The organism is Lacinutrix undariae, assembly GCF_052934785.1.
This window is the reverse complement of the sequence record NZ_CM128809.1, coordinates 1,754,303-1,774,214: the sequence shown is the minus strand read 5'-3', so window position 1 is coordinate 1,774,214 and position 19,912 is coordinate 1,754,303. Positions and strand designations below refer to the sequence as shown.

Annotated in this window: 17 protein-coding genes; 11 read left to right on the top strand and 6 right to left on the bottom strand. The window is 33.4% G+C overall.

Annotated features, from left to right (window positions below):
* Nucleotides 1-104: 104 nt before the first annotated feature.
* Together fbaA and accD are read left to right on the top strand one after the other, a co-directional pair.
* On the top strand, nt 105-1,172 hold the full coding sequence (gene fbaA / locus ACU4C5_RS07870) for a class II fructose-bisphosphate aldolase (protein WP_446843645.1): 1,068 nt from the start codon (nt 105-107) through the stop codon (nt 1,170-1,172).
* A 37-nt stretch (nt 1,173-1,209) separates the two neighbouring features.
* Nucleotides 1,210-2,067: an acetyl-CoA carboxylase, carboxyltransferase subunit beta gene (gene accD, locus ACU4C5_RS07865; RefSeq protein WP_446843644.1), complete on the top strand. Its 858-nt coding sequence runs from the start codon at nt 1,210-1,212 to the stop codon at nt 2,065-2,067.
* Between the two features lie 73 nt (nt 2,068-2,140).
* Here accD and ACU4C5_RS07860 read toward each other — a convergent pair whose 3' ends face one another.
* A complete protein-coding gene (locus ACU4C5_RS07860; RefSeq protein ID WP_446843643.1) occupies nt 2,141-3,247 on the bottom strand; it encodes a sensor histidine kinase in 1,107 nt (368 codons plus the stop codon).
* Between the two features lie 360 nt (nt 3,248-3,607).
* Here ACU4C5_RS07860 and rpsO point away from each other — a divergent pair, with 360 nt between their 5' ends.
* The 9 genes from rpsO to rpe all read left to right on the top strand — a co-directional run bounded on the left by rpsO (nt 3,608) and on the right by rpe (nt 13,345).
* Nucleotides 3,608-3,877, top strand: coding sequence for a 30S ribosomal protein S15 (gene rpsO, locus ACU4C5_RS07855; RefSeq protein ID WP_446843642.1), 270 nt, complete (start codon nt 3,608-3,610; stop codon nt 3,875-3,877).
* A gap of 168 nt (nt 3,878-4,045) precedes the next feature.
* Nucleotides 4,046-6,280: a polyribonucleotide nucleotidyltransferase gene (locus tag ACU4C5_RS07850; RefSeq protein WP_446843641.1), complete on the top strand. Its 2,235-nt coding sequence runs from the start codon at nt 4,046-4,048 to the stop codon at nt 6,278-6,280.
* A 139-nt stretch (nt 6,281-6,419) separates the two neighbouring features.
* A complete protein-coding gene (locus ACU4C5_RS07845; protein ID WP_446843640.1) occupies nt 6,420-7,856 on the top strand; it encodes a glycosyltransferase family 2 protein in 1,437 nt (478 codons plus the stop codon).
* A gap of 282 nt (nt 7,857-8,138) precedes the next feature.
* Nucleotides 8,139-8,945, top strand: coding sequence for a pyrroline-5-carboxylate reductase (gene proC, locus ACU4C5_RS07840; protein WP_446843639.1), 807 nt, complete (start codon nt 8,139-8,141; stop codon nt 8,943-8,945).
* Nucleotides 8,946-8,948: 3 nt separating this feature from the next.
* Complete coding sequence (gene proB / locus ACU4C5_RS07835) at nt 8,949-9,725, top strand: glutamate 5-kinase (protein ID WP_446843638.1); 777 nt, start codon at nt 8,949-8,951, stop codon at nt 9,723-9,725.
* A 12-nt stretch (nt 9,726-9,737) separates the two neighbouring features.
* Entirely contained in the window at nt 9,738-10,937 is a 1,200-nt protein-coding gene (locus tag ACU4C5_RS07830; RefSeq protein WP_446843637.1) for a glutamate-5-semialdehyde dehydrogenase, read from the top strand.
* 240 nt (nt 10,938-11,177) lie between these two features.
* Entirely contained in the window at nt 11,178-12,041 is an 864-nt protein-coding gene (locus tag ACU4C5_RS07825; RefSeq protein ID WP_027124342.1) for a sigma-70 family RNA polymerase sigma factor, read from the top strand.
* 181 nt (nt 12,042-12,222) lie between these two features.
* Nucleotides 12,223-12,630 carry a BLUF domain-containing protein gene (locus tag ACU4C5_RS07820; RefSeq protein WP_446843636.1) on the top strand — a complete coding sequence of 136 codons (408 nt, stop codon included), beginning with the start codon at nt 12,223-12,225 and terminating at the stop codon, nt 12,628-12,630.
* Between the two features lie 55 nt (nt 12,631-12,685).
* The gene (gene rpe, locus ACU4C5_RS07815; protein ID WP_446843635.1) at nt 12,686-13,345 is read left to right on the top strand and encodes a ribulose-phosphate 3-epimerase; all 660 of its coding nucleotides are present in this window, start codon (nt 12,686-12,688) and stop codon (nt 13,343-13,345) included.
* Between the two features lie 84 nt (nt 13,346-13,429).
* Here rpe and ACU4C5_RS07810 read toward each other — a convergent pair whose 3' ends face one another.
* From ACU4C5_RS07810 to ACU4C5_RS07790, 5 genes are all read right to left on the bottom strand, one after another.
* Nucleotides 13,430-15,781, bottom strand: a complete 2,352-nt coding sequence (locus tag ACU4C5_RS07810) for a GumC family protein (protein ID WP_446843634.1) — start codon at nt 15,779-15,781, stop codon at nt 13,430-13,432.
* A gap of 4 nt (nt 15,782-15,785) precedes the next feature.
* The gene (locus tag ACU4C5_RS07805) at nt 15,786-16,547 is read right to left on the bottom strand and encodes a polysaccharide biosynthesis/export family protein (RefSeq protein ID WP_446843633.1); all 762 of its coding nucleotides are present in this window, start codon (nt 16,545-16,547) and stop codon (nt 15,786-15,788) included.
* A 76-nt stretch (nt 16,548-16,623) separates the two neighbouring features.
* Complete coding sequence (locus tag ACU4C5_RS07800) at nt 16,624-17,745, bottom strand: glycosyltransferase family 4 protein (RefSeq protein ID WP_446843632.1); 1,122 nt, start codon at nt 17,743-17,745, stop codon at nt 16,624-16,626.
* 277 nt (nt 17,746-18,022) lie between these two features.
* Nucleotides 18,023-18,694 carry a sugar transferase gene (locus ACU4C5_RS07795; RefSeq protein ID WP_446843631.1) on the bottom strand — a complete coding sequence of 224 codons (672 nt, stop codon included), beginning with the start codon at nt 18,692-18,694 and terminating at the stop codon, nt 18,023-18,025.
* Nucleotides 18,695-18,697: 3 nt separating this feature from the next.
* Nucleotides 18,698-19,909 carry a polysaccharide biosynthesis protein gene (locus tag ACU4C5_RS07790; RefSeq protein WP_446843630.1) on the bottom strand — a complete coding sequence of 404 codons (1,212 nt, stop codon included), beginning with the start codon at nt 19,907-19,909 and terminating at the stop codon, nt 18,698-18,700.
* Between the last annotated feature and the right edge of the window lie 3 nt (nt 19,910-19,912).

The window sequence follows — 19,912 nt, the reverse complement described above, 5'->3', positions numbered from 1 at the left end:
CGTTTTAGTGACTTCACGCAAACAACAATGTTTATAGCGAGTGCTAAAGTCTTCAAAAAAATGATTACTTTTGAGAAGATTATTTTACAACTAAACAAAACAAAATGGGTCATAATATCAAAGCAGGAGTTGCTACAGGAAAAGAAGTTCAAGAGATTTTTAAACTAGCAAAAGAAAAAGGGTTTGCATTACCAGCGGTTAACGTTATTGGTTCAGACACTATTAATGGGGTTTTAGAAACAGCGGCAGCATTAAACGCGCCAGTAATCATTCAATTCTCTAATGGAGGTGCTCAATTTAATGCAGGAAAAGGCTTAAGTAACGAAAATCAAAAAGCAGCAATCGCTGGATCTGTTGCCGGAGCAAAACATGTACATGAAATGGCAGTAGCTTACGGTGTACCAGTAATTTTACATACAGATCACTGTGCTAAAAAATTATTACCTTGGATTGATGGTTTATTAGATGCTTCTGAAAAACATTTTGCTGAAACAGGGAAATCACTTTATAGTTCTCACATGATTGATTTAAGTGAAGAACCACTTGAAGAAAATATTGCAATCTGTAAAACATATTTAGAACGCATGTCTAAAATTGGCATGACTTTAGAAATAGAACTAGGAATTACAGGTGGTGAAGAAGACGGTGTAGATAATACAGATGTTGACGATTCTAAATTATACACACAACCAGAAGAAGTAGCTTATGCTTACGAAGAATTAAGTAAAGTAAGTGATCAATTTACAATTGCAGCAGCATTTGGAAACGTACACGGAGTTTACAAACCAGGAAACGTAAAATTAACACCAAAAATTCTTAAAAACTCTCAAGAGCATATTTCAGAAAAATATAATGTAGAAGCTAATCATATTGATTTCGTGTTTCATGGAGGATCAGGTTCTACAGTTGAAGAAATTAGAGAAGCTATTGGATATGGTGTTATTAAAATGAATATTGATACGGATATGCAATACGCATTTATGACAGGAGTAAGAGACTACATGAATGACAAATCTGAGTATTTAAAGACTCAAATTGGCAATCCAGAAGGTGATGGTGTACCAAATAAAAAGTACTACGACCCTAGAGCCTGGTTAAGAAAAGGAGAAAATACTTTTGTTGAAAGATTAAAAAAAGCGTTTGAAGACCTTAATAATGTAAATACTTTATAACTTTGCATTAAATTAACTTTAATTAAAATATTTTTTAATGTCTTGGTTTAAAAGAAAAACAAAAGGTATAACTACCACTACCGAAGAGAAGAAAGACACACCTAAAGGGCTGTGGTACAAATCTCCTACTGGAAAAATAATAGATACCGAAGAATTAGAAAAGAACTTTTACGTAAGTCCTGAGGATGATTACCATGTAAGAATTGGTAGTAAAGAGTACTTTGAAATTCTTTTTGATGATAATAAATTTAAAGAGTTTGATACCAAATTAGAGTCTAAAGACCCTTTAAAATTTGAGGATACCAAAAAATATCCAGACCGTTTAAAGGCGGCTCAAGAAAAAACAAAACTTACTGATGCTGTTCGTACAGCTGTAGGGAAATCTAACGGGAAAGACCTAGTCATTGCCGCAATGGATTTTGCGTTTATTGGAGGATCAATGGGATCGGTTGTTGGTGAAAAAATTGCACGTGCTGCAGATTATTCATTAAAAAACAACATTCCCTTTATGATAATTTCAAAATCTGGAGGTGCAAGAATGATGGAAGCCGCATTATCATTAATGCAAATGGCTAAAACATCTGTAAAATTAGCACAACTTGCTGATGCTGGAATTCCGTACATTTCATTATGTACAGATCCAACAACTGGAGGTATTACAGCTTCTTTTGCTATGTTAGGTGATATTAATATTGCAGAACCAGGAGCTTTAATTGGTTTTGCTGGTCCTAGAATTGTAAAAGATACAACTGGAAAAGAATTACCTGATGGTTTTCAAACTTCAGAATTCTTACTAGAACATGGTTTCTTAGATTTTATTACACACCGTAGAGCATTAAAAACGAAAGTAAACTTATATATCGATTTAATTACAAATCAACCAGTAAGAGCTTAATACGCTTACTTTACACTATAAAAAACCCTCAGCAATTTATTGCTGAGGGTTTTTACTTTATATCGTATAAGAATTAGGCCGATGCTGCTTTTAAAAAATGAACCGAGAAACTAGTGCCCTCATTACACTTACTCTTCACCTCTATCTTCCCCCCCATACTTTCAACATGTTTTTTAGTAATAAAAAGCCCAATACCTCTAGAGTCACTATGCGCATGTACGGTCTCATGAAGTTTAAATAGTTTATGCGCATCAACATCTAAGTCAATACCAAGACCATTATCTTTAAATTCAATTACAGTATATTCACTACCATCTGTAGCGTTAATTTCAATAACTGGCGCCCTATCTTCCGAACGATATTTAATAGCATTAGTTAAAAAATTAAGTATCACACTATCTAAATAAGCCTCTATACCTAATATGCGCAAATGCTTATCAACATTGTTAATAATTTTACAATTATTAAATCGTGCAATAGCAGACACATTATAAATCGCTTGATTTACATAATCTGCCAATAACAACGGTTTTATATTTTGTACATGCGTTAATTCAACAGATTTAATAGCATTTAAATGCAACAAAGTACTTTCTAAATTAGTTAAACACGCTTTCAACATCATAAAGTTGTCATTAGTTTGAATAGCGTTAAAATCTTCTTCAATATATGTCGTCAAAGTAGACAGATTCCCAGCATGTGTTCTAATGTCGTGAGTAACAATATCAGCGAAATTTATAAGTTTTTTATTCTGATTATTTACAATATCAATTAAAGCATTTAACCGAGAAGACGTTTCTTTTTGCTGAGAAAGATCAGTGACCTGCGAAATAAAATAGCCTGGTGCTCCATCATCAAGCCGCACCAAACTCACCGATAATAATGCCGAAACAACATAGCCGTTCTTATGCAGATAACGTTTTTCAATCTGATAGTTATCAATTTGCCCTAATAATAATTGATGCATAAGGCCCACATCAATATCTAAATCATCTTGATGGGTAATATCCTGAAAAGTGGAGCTATACAATTCCGCTTTATTATATCCCAAAAAATCTAAAACACTTTGATTAACCTTAAGCCACTTACCCTCAGTGCTTACTATTGAAATTCCGCCGTGAGCGAATTCAAAAATAGACTCAAACAATGTGTCTTTGATAAAACTATACCCCTCATTCATACCCTTAACATTTAATGTAGAATACACCAAATTTAACTTTTTTTTTCCATTTCACAGTAAAACAAGCAACATTAATAGATATTATAACACTAAACATCAATCATTTATACTAAAAAACAACCTAACTCACAAATACAACCTAGTATAGTTGATAATATGCAATAAAACATAGAATTAATAATAGCCTTAAAAACACAAATAATAGCAGCAACTAAGCAAACAGAAGTCATTATTAAAATAATACAACGCTTTCAATATTTTGAAGGAAACTTTGGCAATAAATAGAATAATATTTATTATATTTGCCGCTTGAAAGAAAATCTTTCTTATTACATAACAATCATTTACAACAATATTAGAATGTACTTATCTAAAGAAGCAAAACAGGAAATGTTTGCAAAACACGGTAAAGATAAAAACGATACAGGTTCTGCAGAAGGACAAATCGCTTTATTTACTCAAAGAATTAATCACCTAACTGAACACTTAAAGAAAAATCGTAAAGATTATAACACTGAGCGTTCTCTAGTAATGTTAGTTGGTAAAAGACGTTCATTACTTGATTACTTAACGAAGAAAGATATCTTAAGATATCGTGCTATCATTAAAGAATTAGGATTAAGAAAATAATCACTATTAAAGAGGCTTCGCGCCTCTTTTTTTGTTTTATATCAACTCTTGCGGAAGAGTATAACTACCGCAAAATAAGAAGCTAAATTACAGTTTTTCATTGGTCAACACACAACAACTACGCAACAACAACACAACGACCTTTGTTTAATTAGAATTAAAAAATTTATGATTCCAAAAGTTTTTAGAGAGGTCATTGACCTTGGGGACGGTAGAGAAATTTCTATTGAAACCGGAAAATTAGCAAAACAAGCTCACGGTAGCGTTGTAGTACAATCAGGAAAATGTATGTTATTATGTACAGTCGTTTCTAACTACAAACAATCAGACGTTGACTTTTTACCGTTAACGGTAGATTATCGCGAAAAGTTTGCTGCCGCAGGACGTTACCCAGGTGGTTTCTTCAAAAGAGAAGCAAGACCAAGTGACGGTGAGGTATTAACTATGCGTTTAGTGGACCGTGTTTTACGTCCGTTATTCCCTAAAGATTACCACGCAGAAACGCAAGTGATGATTCAATTAATGTCTCATGATGAAAACGTTATGCCTGAAGCTATGGCTGGATTAGCGGCTTCTGCTGCTATCCAATTATCAGATTTACCTTTCGAATGTCCAATCTCTGAAGCTAGAGTTGCACGTGTGAATGGTGAATTTGTAATCAACCCAACAAGAGCGCAATTAGAAGAATCTGACTTAGAAATGATGATTGGTGCTTCTGCAGACTCTGTAATGATGGTTGAAGGTGAGATGGATGAAATTTCTGAAGAAGAGATGGCTGATGCTATCAAATTCGCTCACGAAGCAATTAAAGTACAAATTGATGCACAAGTACGTTTAGCCGAAGCTTTTGGTAAAAAAGAGGTTCGTGAATATGCAACTGCAGAAGTTAACGAAGATTTACAAAAAAGAGTACACGAACTAGCTTACGACAAATGTTACGCAATCGCTAAGAAGGGAACTTCTAAAGCTGAACGTACTGCTGCATTTGCTGAAGTAAAAGAAGAAGTGAAAGCTGCTTTTACTGAAGAAGAAATGGCAGAATTTGGACACCTTGTTGGAGGATACTACAGCAAAGCAGAAAAAGAAGCTGTTCGTGAATTAACTTTAAGCGAAGGAATTCGTTTAGATGGTCGTAAAACTGATGAGATCAGACCAATCTGGTGTGAAGTAGATTACCTACCTTCTACACACGGTTCTTCTATCTTTTCTCGTGGAGAAACTCAAGCTTTAGCTACAGTTACTCTAGGAACATCAAGAGACGCCAACAAAATAGATATGCCATCTCACGAAGGTGAAGAAAATTTCTATTTACATTATAACTTCCCGCCTTTCTGTACAGGTGAAGCTAGACCATTAAGAGGAACATCTCGTAGAGAAGTTGGTCATGGTAACTTAGCACAACGTGGATTAAAAGGAATGATTCCTGCAGATTGCCCTTACACAGTAAGAGTTGTATCTGAAGTATTAGAATCAAACGGTTCGTCTTCAATGGCAACAGTTTGTGCTGGTACTATGGCGCTTATGGATGCCGGAGTTAAAATGACAAGACCTGTTTCTGGTATTGCTATGGGATTAATTTCTGATGGTGACCGTTACGCAGTATTATCTGATATTTTAGGGGATGAAGATCACTTAGGTGATATGGACTTTAAAGTAACTGGTACTTCTGAAGGGATTACAGCATGTCAAATGGATATTAAAATTAAAGGATTATCATACGAAATTTTAGTGAATGCACTAAAACAAGCGCGTGATGGTCGTTTACATATCTTAGGAAAAATTACTGATACAATTTCTGCACCTGCAGAAAGCGTTAAAGATCACGCGCCAACTATGGTTACGCGTCGTATTCCTAATGAATTCATTGGAGCCTTAATTGGACCTGGTGGAAAAGTTATTCAGGAAATGCAAAAAGAAACTGAAACAACTATCGTAATTAACGAAGATCCGGTAACGGAAGAAGGTATCGTTGAAATTTTAGGTGTAGGTAATGAAGGTATTGCTAAAGTAATAGCAAAAATTGACTCTTTATTATTCAAACCTACTGTTGGTAGTGTTTACGAAGTTAAAGTAATTAAAATGCTTGATTTTGGTGCTGTTGTAGAATATGCAGATGCGCCTGGAAATGAAGTATTATTACACGTATCTGAATTAGCATGGGAACGTACTGAAAATGTAAGTGACGTTGTTAATATGGGTGATGTTTTTGATGTGAAGTACTTTGGTGTAGACCCAAGAACTCGTAAAGAAAAAGTATCTCGTAAAGCTATCTTGCCAAAACCAGAAGGTTATGTAGCAAGACCACCAAGAGACGATAAACGTTCAGGTGGACGTGATAATAAAGGAAGAGATAATCGTGGACGCGATGATCGTAAACCTAGAGAAACTAAAAAAGAAGATTAATTTTTAATCCACTTTTTACATATAAAACCTCAATGAGAAGCAATTCTTATTGAGGTTTTTTTTATACTAATTTTCCTACAAAAAAATCTAAACACCTTTTTAAGCCGTAGATATAACAAACCCTTTATCTAAAAATTTTATGGCGTCAAAGAAAGTTACTACCAAAAAATTACACTTCAACACTAAGAATAAAGTTAAAAGCCTTAAAGCGTATTTTAATTCTATTTTTCATAGCACAGGAAAACAAGAGAGTTCATACAATCGCATCACACTATTAGGAACCTTACTTTTTATAATTATTGGACTTTACTTTTTTGCAACATTTCATACAGATTTCGAAGAATTTAATGCCAATCAAACCTCTACAATAATAGGACTTACCTTCTTATCAATTACAGGAGTCCTGTTTCTTTTCAAAATAGGATCGTTCATCTACATGGCATATCAATATTTTAAATATAAGCCAGTAGCTTCTGTAAAGGATAGCCAACTTCCAACCTGTACTGTAATTGTGCCTGCCTATAATGAAGGAAAACAAGTTTGGGACACCTTAATGAGTTTAGCAAAAAGTGATTACCCTAAAGAAAATATTCAACTTTTAGCTATTGATGATGGAAGCTTAGATGATACTTGGGAATGGATGCTAAAAGCAAAAGAAGAATTAGGGCAACAATTAGAAATTTACCGCCAACCAGAAAACAAAGGAAAACGTCAGGCCTTATACCGTGGTTTTAATAGTGGTACAGGAGAGATTTTTGTAACCGTAGATAGCGATTCTATAGTAGAAGAAAATACATTAAGAAATTTAGTAAGTCCTTTTATTGAAAACCAAAAATGTGGTGCTGTCGCAGGAAATATTAGAGTTTTAAATAATGAAAAGGAAATGCTTCCTAAAATGCTTGACGTAAGTTTTGTAATGAGTTTTGAGTTTGTACGTTCTGCTGAAAGCAACTTAAATTCGGTACTATGTACGCCAGGAGCTTTAGCGGCATACCGAAGTACATCTGTGTTTAAGTGTTTACCAGAATGGATCAATCAAACCTTTATGGGACAACCATCAGATATTGGTGAAGATCGCGCCTTGACCAACATGATTTTAAAACAAGGGGAACATGTATTGTTTCAAAAAAATGCGGTCGCCTACACTAATGTGCCTGAAGAATATCCAGGATTATATAAAATGTTTATCAGATGGGGACGTAGTAATGTACGAGAAAACTTAGCCATGTCTAAATATGTGTTTACCAACTTTAGACAGGAAAGTAAATTTGGAACACGTATATTGTTTATAAGTCAGTTTACTCATATTCTAATGAGTTATCCAATTGTATTATTTATGCTATTCTTTGTACTAACACATCCTTTATTATTTTTAGGATCAACCGTACTGGGTATTTTAATTACGTCTTCGTTTTCTGTACTTTTTTATGCGCATAACTATAAAATTAAAGAAGCCATTTGGGCATATACCTACAGTTTCTTATTCACCTTTGGTCTATTCTGGATTACACCTTATGCTATTGCAACGGCAAATAGAAGAGGGTGGTTAACACGCGGATTAGAAGAAAAAAAATAACAATTCACACAACTTACCCCTAATTGCTCAGGGGTAAGTTTCTTTTTTTTATACAAATCTCACCATTTGTCACCGACAAACTGTCACTCATTCCTTTTTAAGCATTTTTACATATTTACATATTCACAGTATAAAGCGCTATTATTTTCAATATGACAACAATTACTACAAATTGTCATAAACATGAGAATTCTTTAAATGAACTTTTCTATTTGGCACTATCGCATAGTAATTGAGGCTATAAGAGTAACTGACAATAAAATAGTTAATCAAAATTAAATTATGAAAGTATTAGTAATAGGAGCCGGAAACATGGGGTTAACCTACTCAGAAGGAATGGCTGATTCCGCGTTATTAGGGAAACACAACTTAAGAATCTATGATACGGATCCTAAAACAATTAAAAAACTTAAAAAAAATCCAAAATTTGATGTATTCACAGCTTTAGATGATGCACTGCCGCAAGCAGACATTGTGTTTTTAGCTGTAAAACCTTATCACTGCGAATCGCTTTTTGCAGACATGATACCATTTGTTAATAAAGAACAAATTTTTGTATCGCTTATGGCTGGTGTAACCATACAAACAATTCAAGAGGGCTTAAACGTACAAAAGGTAATTCGTACAATGCCTAACCTCCCGGCTAAAGTAGGAAAAGGAGTAACCTCCTACACTGCTGCAAAAGCAATTTCTAGAGTCGAACTTTTAATGGTAAAACATTTATTAGATACTACAGGAACATCCATACACGTAAGCTCAGAAAACTTTATTGATGCCTCTACAGGGATTTCAGGAAGTGGACCTGCTTATGTATTTTACTTTATGAACTCTATGCTAGACGCCGCATTAAAAATGGGCTTTACAGACTACGAATCTAAAGTTTTAGTAAGCAACACCTTTGAAGGGGCTATTGAATTGTTTAACCAATCTGATATTTCTCCAGAAAGCTGGATCACAAAAGTAGCCTCAAAAGGAGGAACTACGCAAGCAGCAATAGACTCAATGGATGATAATAATGTAAAACAACTTATTGAAGATGCTGCCTATGCGGCCTTTGATAGAGCTGTAGAATTAGGAAAAGATCAATAAATTATGGAAGAGACAATTAAACGAGTGGTTGTAAAAGTAGGAACCAACGTTTTAACAAATAAAGACAACAGAATATTAGGACCTGTACTACGAGAATTAGTACGACAAATCTCGGTATTATACGAGCGAGATATTATGGTGATTTTAGTCTCCTCTGGTTCTGCAATTGCAGGAAAAGAAATTTTAGGCGATACCAATATTGAAGATTCTTCAATACGACGTCAAGTATACTCATCTGTAGGACAACCAAGAATGATGCGTCATTACTACAGTTTGTTTCATGATTATGGAATGCGATGCGCACAAGTATTAGCAACAAAAAGAGATTTTGATATAGGAAAACACCGCATAAACATGATCAATTGTTATGAAGGTTTACTTAGCGAAGGTGTCATCCCAATTGCTAATGAAGATGATGCGGTATCATTAACCATGTCTATGTTTTCTGATAATGATGAGTTGGCAAGTTTAGTTGCCGAACTTTTAGATGCCGATAGATTAATTATTTTATCAGATACCGATGGGTTATTTACAGGAGATCCAGATGATGAAGATTCTAGAAAAATAAACGAAGTTCAAGTCGATCAAAATGTTGAACAATACGTTCAAGAATCTAACAAAAAAGAAGGTGAAGGTCGTGGTGGAATGGCTTCAAAACTAAGAATTGCCAAAGGCACTGCTAGAAAAGATATCCCAACATACATTGCCAACGGAAAACGCGAAAATATTATTGTAGATATTATAGATAACAAAAAAGTTGGGACAAAATTTATTCATTAAAAATAAAAAGACATGAAAATTTTAAGTTCAAAAATTAAAAATAAAGTCCTCAAATCAATGATTAACATTATCAATAGGGAACGTGAAAACATCCTTATTGAGAATAAAAAAGATTTAGAGGCATTCAATAAAGAGGATCAAGCACTATACGACAGATTAGTGGTAAACAACTCTAAAATTGACGATATGGTAAGAGCTATTCAAGCTGTTGCCTCACAAAAAGATCCTGTAGGAAAAGAGATTTCTGATCTTACTTTAGAGAGTGGTTTAAAAATAATTAATAAAACGGCACCCTTTGGAACCATTATGATTATTTATGAATCGCGACCTGATGTAACTATTGAAGCGGCTGTTTTAGCTTTTAAAGCGAATAATAAAATATTACTTAAAGGTGGAAAGGAAGCTGTAAATAGTAATATTATGTTAGAAAAATGCTGGCACGAAGCGCTTGAAGAAAATGGTTTATCTAAAGACTGGATCACCTTATTACATTTAAAACGTGAAGCAACTCAAGAATTCTTGAAAAATCCGCCAGAAAAAATAGATTTAATTGTACCTAGAGGTGGCGAACGTCTTATAAAGTTTGTAAAAGAGAATGCTAATTGTGCGGTCTTAATTAGCGGTCGTGGGAACAATTTTTTATATGTAGATACTGAAGCAGATTGGCTAAAAGCCATAAAAGTAATTGTAAATGCAAAAACGGATAAAATATCAGGTTGTAATGCGCTTGATAAAGTATTAATTAATAAAAACATCCCTAATTACGAGGCTAAAGTAAAAGAGCTACAAACCATATTAACTAAACTAAAAGTAGAGCTGGTTGTTGATCAAAACATAGGTAAACTACTACCAAACGAAGCTAAAATAGTGGATGAGAATATTTGGTATGAAGAGTTTTTAGCCATGAAATTATTGTTGGCAGAAGTAGAAAATCTCGACCAAGCAATAACGATGATAAACACCTATTCTGGAGGACACTCGGCAGCTATAATTACCGAACATCAAAAAGCGGCTAAGAAATTTATGGAGCGTGTAGATAGCGCTGCAGTATATCATAATGCGTCAACCCGTTTTACCGATGGTGGCCAAATGGGTGTGGGTGCTGAATTAGCTATTAGTACAGATAAATTACATCATAGAGGGCCGTTAGGTTTAAAACAATTGGTGACTAATAAGTATTATGTTTTTGGTGATGGACACATTAGAAATTAATAATGGTATATAGAAAAGGTTAACGTGTAAGCAAAAACCATAGTATTTAGTGCGTTAAGGATGGAGCAATTGTTGAAGCCCATCTGTGATGGCGACTTGCGAAAGCCTGACAATTTTAAGGTTTTAAACTTAAAATCGTAACGCCATAAAAAATAAATAAATCTTTTTGTAACATTTTTTACCTTTTGTACGTATAACCTAATAGTAACACAAAACCCACTCTTAAAAGAAGCAAATTAGATGAGACAACTTAAAATTACGAAACAGGTTACCAACAGAGAAACCGCTTCGCTAGATAAATATTTACAAGAAATTGGAAAGGTTGACTTAATTACCGCTGATGAAGAGGTGGAATTAGCACAACGTATTAAAGCTGGTGATCAATTAGCTTTAGAGAAATTAACAAAGGCTAATTTACGTTTTGTGGTATCTGTAGCAAAACAATACCAAAACCAAGGATTAACGCTTCCGGATTTAATTAACGAAGGAAACTTAGGCTTAATTAAAGCGGCACAACGTTTTGATGAAACACGTGGTTTTAAATTTATATCTTATGCTGTATGGTGGATTCGCCAATCTATTCTTCAGGCGTTAGCCGAACAATCTCGTATTGTACGTTTACCGTTGAATAAAATTGGATCTATTAATAAAATCAATAAAACATTTGCCTTTTTAGAACAATCTCATGAACGCCCACCTAGTGCTGAGGAGATTGCTAAAGAGTTAGATATGACTATTAACGACGTAAAAGAGTCTATGAAAAACTCTGGTCGTCACGTAAGTATGGATGCGCCTTTAGTTGAAGGTGAAGATTCAAATTTATATGATGTATTACGAAGTGGAGAGTCGCCAAACCCAGATAGAGATTTATTACATGAATCTTTACGTACCGAAATTGAACGCGCTTTAGAGACCTTAACACCTCGTGAAGCAGACGTAATTCGTTTATACTTTGGTTTAGGTGATCAACACCCAATGACTTTAGAAGAAATTGGTGAAACTTTCGATTTAACTCGTGAGCGTGTACGTCAAATTAAAGAAAAAGCTATTAGAAGATTAAAACATACATCTAGAAGTAAAATATTAAAAACATATTTAGGTTAGGAATTGAAAAAGCTTCCGACTAAGTAAAAGCAACAAACAGTTACTCATAACTGTTCGTTTTTTGATTGATGAAAGAACCCACGGCTGATTACCGTGGGTTTGTTTTGTTTTATTTTATTTTATTTTTAAATTACACATACAATAACTAAAATACAAACCAACTTAACTGCCCTAAAAAACTATGATCAAAACTATTTGCTATATAAGTGATGCATTAGAACATGAATCACTTGATAATATAGAAACACTATACGAAAAAGCAAAAGCTAATAATTTTAAAAATAATATTACAGGTATACTTATTTATAAAAATAAAAATTTCTTACAAGTACTCGAAGGTGAGATTGATACAGTAAATACCACCTATGAAAAAATTACGTATGATGCACGACATCATAACATCTTTAAAGTCATAAATACCACGATTGAAGGTCGCATATTTGAAGATTACAACTTTGGATTTACCATTATAGATAACAAGCAAAGCTTAAGTAATCTTAATGACTATTTAGCATGGTTGCGAAATGCCGATAATAAATTAGCAAATAAAGTGATTGCTATGGTTGAAAATTTTATTGAAAGTAAATAACATTAAAATAAACGAAACCGCTACTTTTGTTCCAAACAAAACAACACACTAAAAAATGAGTAAATTAATTGCCCCGTCGGTATTAGCCGCAGACTTTGCAAATTTGCAACGCGACATAGAAATGATTAATAATAGTGATGCCGATTGGTTTCATATTGATATTATGGATGGTGTTTTTGTACCTAACATTTCTTTCGGAATGCCTGTACTTAGCGCTATAAACAAACACGCCAACAAAACTATTGATGTCCATTTAATGATTGTAGATCCTGATCGTTACATTAAAACATTTGCCGATTTAGGAAGTAACATCTTAACAGTACATTACGAAGCTTGTACGCATTTACACCGCACACTACAAGCTATTAAAGCTGAAGGTATGAAAGCTGGTGTAGCATTAAATCCGCATACAAATATCAAGGTCTTAGAAGATACTATCAACGATATTGATTTGGTATGCATTATGAGTGTAAACCCTGGTTTTGGTGGACAGAGCTTTATAGAGAACACGTATAACAAAGTAAAACAATTAAAAGCTTTAATTGAGAAAAAAGGAGCCACTACACAAATTGAAATTGATGGTGGGGTAACCAATAAAAATGCTAAACAACTGGTTGATGCTGGTGCCGATGTATTGGTAGCTGGGAGTTATGTATTTAAAAGTGACAACCCAACAACAACTATAAAAGATTTAAAAGCACTAGCAAATAGCTAATCATTTTAAATACCAGATAATTAAACATAAAAAAAGGAACACGCTATAACGTGTTCCTTTTTTTATATTATAAACTATTGCAGATTAATCACTACCGTAACCATAACCGTAACCGTAGTTATAGCCATAACCATAAGAGTTTTTCTCATCAACACCATTTACAACATAAGCTAAGTTTTTTAGCTTACCTGAAGCGACTAGATCTTTAGAGAATCCTAATAATTTAGTATCCGTATAATTAGCACGCGTTACAAATATCGTGGTATCTGCAAATTTAGAGATTAATAAAGTATCGGTCACCAATAAGGTTGGTGCAGTATCAACAACAATATAATCATATGCTAATCTAGCCTCTTTAAGAAATTGCTCAAAGCGTCCATTAGTTAACAAATGAGCAGGATTTGGAGGTATATTACCCGAAAGCAAAATATCGTGCTTAGGCTGCTTATCAAAACCTTTTATTAATGCGTCTTGCCAGTGAGCAGAAGTATCATAAAGATAATCTGAAAGTCCCGTACTTGTTTTAGGTCTATTAATATGTGTATGTATTTGCGGATTTCTTAAATCGGTTCCTACCAATAACACCTTCTTGTTTAAACTCGCTAAAGATAACGACAGATTTAAACTGATATAAGTTTTACCCTCTCCCTTAATGGTCGATGTAGTATAAATCACACTTCCGCCGTCATGCGGGGTCTCTAAGGGTAAAATATAATTTACATTAGATGCTAAAATACGAAAAGCCTCTGCGGCTGGAGTACGATCATTAGGATCAGAGAACATAAAATTCCCAAATTTCTTAACATTATGATTAGGGATCTCTCCAATCACAGGGATTTTTGAGTTAAATTTTAAAACATCTTCTTTACCGTGCAACTTAGTATCCAACATAAAAATCACATACAAAAACCCAAAAGGAAGTAAAAGTCCTAATAAAAGAGCTCCTGCATATACTATTTTAGATTTTGGAGATACAGGATATATACCAGAAAGCGCATACTCCACAACCTTTATTGACGGTTCTGTAATTGCCAAATTAATAGCAGCCTCTTCACGTTTCTGTAAAAGTAATAAGTATAAACTTTCTTTTATTTTTTGCTGACGTTCTATAGAGCGTAATAACTTTTCCTTTAAAGGAATCTGAGAGACTTGTCCTACAAAACGATTATTACGTTGCTGTACTTGCTGTCTTGAAACTTCTAATTGTGTAAGGTAGCTAGATAAAGAACGCGTAATATTGCTTTTCAAACCAGCAACTTCGCGCTGAGCAAACACAACCGATGGATTATTAACACCACCACTACTTGCTAATTTATCTCGCGCAATAACAGCCGTATTATAATCGGCAACTAAAGCATTAATACCGCCGTTTTCTAAACCTATATTTGAAGGCAATAAATCACCATTACCAGTAGCACTTTCCGCTAAACTTTGTTGTAACAATTGGGCTAGCGCCACTTGATTATTCACTCTAAACACCTCAGCATCCGATGTTGAACGTTGTTCTAAACCTAATTGAGAATCGGCAACAAGATCTACTAAATTATTGTCTTGTTTAAATTCTTTTCTATCAACTTCTATCGAGTCTAATTCTTTTGCTAAAAACACAAAACGATCATCAATAAAACTTAAGGTACGTTTAGAGACCAACTGTCGGTCGTTAATCCCATCATTATTAAAGACAACCATCAATTCGTTAAGAATTTTTTCTGAGAGCTCACGACTTTCGCCTTTTATAGAAGCTTCTAATAAATGACTCTGTTTTCCTACAGCGGACACATTTAAACGCCCTTTAAGACCTAATACTGTAGATTTAAAAGGTCTAAATTTTACAATATAATGAGAGCTTACTAAATCATCTAATGACATAACATCATTAGCCTTAATGATAAAAGGTAAACCAGAAGGCGATTTTTCTAAATCACTAAGAGTTATAGTACTTGTAGTTTCTGTAAGATGATTAAAAATATCAAAACCACCTTCATGAACAAATATATCATAATCTACAGCCTCTTGTATACTATCAGCAGCGATTAATTGTTCAAAATAAAAAGGCAATTTATCTATTTGAGAGGTACGCACATTGCCTTCTACATAAAAAGTAGTATTTAATTTAAGATTACGAGTAACCTGTTCTAAAATCAAATACGATTTTAAAATTTCGGTTTCATTTTCTAAATTAATACTAGATCTATTCAATAAAAAACCTGCCGAAGGCAATTCTAAACCTTCAGATTCATCTAAAACTTTCATTTTAGCTGAAGTCTCATATATTTGAGGTGTATAACGCAAATACATATATGCGGCTAGCAAACTAATCACTAACGTTACAGCAAACCAAGGCCAATAACGTAAATATTTAAAAATTTCTTGTTTTATGTCTAAAGCCTCGTCTGTATCAGAGGTATAACTTGTAATATCTTGGGGAGTAATCATAAGCTTAACGCGTCAATATAATGGTGGTACTTAATATTAAAGAAAAGATAGTCAGTACGGTACCTACATTTCCTACAAAACCTGCACTTTTTACTTTGGGATTATTTTGATTAATCACAATCACATCATTAGGTTTTACATAATAAAACTCACTATCCATAAAATCGGCAGAAGTCAAATCTAAATGCGCAACATGGCGTACACCATCAACTTCTCGAGTCACTAACACATTTTCACGTTCACCATTTATAGTTAAATCCCCAGCATAACCTAAAGCCTGTAAAAGGGTAATATTTTGTTCTGTAAAAGTATAAGTTCCTGGTTTAGCCACCTCACCTAGTACTGATACTTTTGCATTTACAACACGTACACTTACACGAGCATCATTAAGATGGCCGCCATCTATAAGTTGCTTTTCAATAAAAGCTTCGGCTGCACGAACACTCAGTGACTTTAAAGAAATAGCACCTAATACCGGAAAATTAATTTCATAATCAGAAGATACTAAATACCCATCTAATTTGATCAACTCAATACTATTTTGCTGTACAGTTTGTCCGGCCCCTTTATTATAAGGTAAAGCAGCTAAGGGCATCAAACTCTCTACAGTAATTTTTAAAATATCATTAGGCTGAATAGTAGTGTTTTGATACACAACAGTGTTCTCGTTTTGATCATCTGCATTTTGAAGATATAAAATATCCTTTCTAGATGTACAAGAACTAAGTAATGCAACTATAATTAATCCTAAAAATTTGAGTTTCATGAATATACTTTTTATGATGGACAAATATAGTGGCAATAAATGGTATCCACAAAGCGAACGTTATAATTTCAAGCCATTAGATACCATCTTGCTTAACAATTCCTTTATTTTGATACACTTGTTTCTTAAGCATAAATGGAATGGAGTACAATAACGAACCATACACAAATAATAAACAAATTTGTGTATTCAAGTTCAAGAATAATAAATTATAAGCAATAATAATAATCAAAAGATTAATAGCAACTACAATCGCTGTAGTAGATTTATGATTAAAACCAGCACGAATAAACCGATGATGTATATGATTGGTATCTGGCTTAAAAGGACTAGTCTTTAAAATTATAATTCGAATAAAAAAGACTCTAAAAGTATCTGCTAACGGATAAAATAACATGGCCAAAGCTAAAGCTGGTGCTCCAGATAAAAATATAGAATCAGAACTTCTTTCTGCTGCTGAAATAAAACTTACAGCAAAAAAAGCCAATAAAAAACCAACAATCATAGAGCCGGTATCACCCATAAAAATTTTATGCTTGGTAGAAAAATTCATACGTAAAAAAGCCAATAAAGACCCCGCTAAAGCCACACAAATAGTCGCTAAACTTAAATCACCTAAACTATAAAGAGCAAACATAAATACAATACTCAATAATAAAGCAACACTACCGGCTAAGCCATCTATACCGTCAATTAAATTATAAGCATTTATAACTAACACATATACAAAAAGCGTAAAAACCAACGATACCCAATAAGGCAACGTGCCTATGCCCAAAATCCCTGAAAAACTACCAATACGTGTATCTGTAAATATAATAAGTAAAGCGGCAGCAAATAACTGGCCTAAAAACTTACGGTTAGCAGGAAGTGTGGTTAAATCATCTTTCAATCCTAAAAAGAATAAAATAGTTAAACCACCCATCACTAATAATAAGACTTTAGTATCCAACATCGCCCCTACTATAGACATCACAACAACCAAACTTAAAAAAATACCAATACCGCCAAAAGTTGGCGTTTTATCCGTGTGCATACTCCTACTATCAGGCTCATCCATAAGATGCTTTTCTCTTGCTACATATAAAATAGTTGGAAATGCACGATAGGCAATCAAAAAAGCCAATATAAAAGCAGCGACTAACCAAGCGACAGCATTATGCTCTGGACTAAAATTGTCTAGTAATATTTTAATCATACAAAAATAAATTATTTAAGGCTAGTTGTAATATGAATGTATTTCATAATGATGCGTTACATGATAAGCTATCATTAATTACAACTGGACAAAATTAGAGATAAGATTTTGATTTTCATAGGATTAATTAACCTATTTAACATTTTATTTTAATTTCACAGAGAGTGAGTACAAAAAAACTAACTATTTAAAAACAAAGGTTTTAAAACAAAAAAAACACCCCTATTCAAAAAGAAAAGGAGTATTAATAAGCTTCTTTAACAAAAATATTTTTTTTTTAAAAAGGGCGTTTTGGAATATCTTTAAACCAAGTATAAACAATTTCACTTGCAGGGTTTAAAATCACCCAAGCAGTAACAATAATTATTTTAATATCTACTAAAAAGGATTCATTAGCTTGATACCATTTTTCTACTTCACCCTTAAAAGGATATATTTTTTCAGCATAAAAAGCCCAAGTATCTCCACCATTATCTTTTACCTGCGTAATAAGATCTTCTTCATCTCTAAAAATGATAGAACCGATACCTGTTAATCCTGGTTTGACATTATAAATTACTTTCTGTACATCATCAGGATAGGCATTAAAACTGACTTGCATTACTGGACGCGGACCAACAACACTCATATCGCCTTTAAGGATATTGATTAATTGTGGCAACTCGTTTATTTTACTTTTTCTTAAAAAGCCTCCCATTGGTGTAATTCTAGGATCTTTTTTGGTAGTAATTACTCCTCCTTTCATATTTTGGCTGTCTTTTAGCATCGTCGCAAATTTCCAAATCAAAAAAGGCTTATTCTTATAACCTACACGTTCTTGCTTATACCAAATATAACCTTCACCTGTAAGTTTAAGACCAATAACTACAGGTATTAATAATGGAGACAACACCAATAAAGCGAGACTTGACACTAAAATATCACAAAGTCTTTTAAATATTATATACATAATTTACATTTTTTGATCTAAACTTTTTCCGGTTTCAATATGTTCAAAATCAGGAAGGTGCTTTTTTAATAGCGTTACAATAGCTGCTTTATCATAAGTTCCAGAATCCATTAAAGCTTTTAATTCTAAAATAGATGTATTAATGGTGTCTTGCGATAGTTTTCTAGCATTTTTAATCACACCTAAACTGTTGTAAGTCGCTTGATCTACAACATCACTTGCAGTGTAAAATTCTTCGTAAAGTTTTTCACCAGAGGTATCGGTATCGAAAAAATAAACAGGATATGGATCACTTTCTTGAGTAGTTAATGCTTTTTGTTTGGCTTCAATTTCAGAAGAACACTCTATAATTGGGCGTTTAGAAGCTTTAAAAAAGCCGAGGGTAATGGTTTTAAAAAACACCATTTCCTCTTCTGCTAATTTCGGGAAAAAGATATCTCCAGATTGCCCTAACATACAAGCCAACATACAAATTTGTCCACTTTCTTCAGGAGACACAAAAAAGCGCTTCACATCTGAAGGACAAGAAATAGGTTGATTCTGAAATAAACGTTCAATATAACCTGCTAATAGCGACCCATTAGAAAAAGCCACATTAGCAAAACGTGCAGTAGTAATTTGCAAGTCATTACTATAAGACATAATAACCTCTTCCATTAATTTCTTACTTGCCCCCATAACATTTACAGGATTCGCAGCTTTATCGGTAGAAACACAAAAGAAATGTTCTGGTTTTTTACTTACTAAAATATCTAAAAAGGCTTTCGCTTTAAAAACATTATTATCAATCATAGCTTCAATAGAATATTTATCTTTTTCGCTTCGCACATGTTTATGCGCTGCAAAATTAGCTACAATATGAAATCGATCTTCTGCTAAAAACATTTTTTTAAACACCGGATCACCAAAATTCATGGGATAGGTTTTAAAATCGTCTGGCACAAATAAATTAGCATCCGAACGCAATTGACGCGTTAACTCAGTTAAACCATTCTCGTTGGTATCTACCACGTATAACTTGCCGGGTTTAAACTTTAAAATAGCTTTAATATATGATGATCCAATAGTTCCAGCACCTCCAATAACTAATACAGATTTACCGGCTATCTTTTCACTCAAAACAGCTTTGTGAGTTTCAATATCGTTCTCAAAAAGGCTTTTCTGTCTTTTTGTAATATATGTTTTTATAAAATTAGGAATATCTATAAGATTCATTAG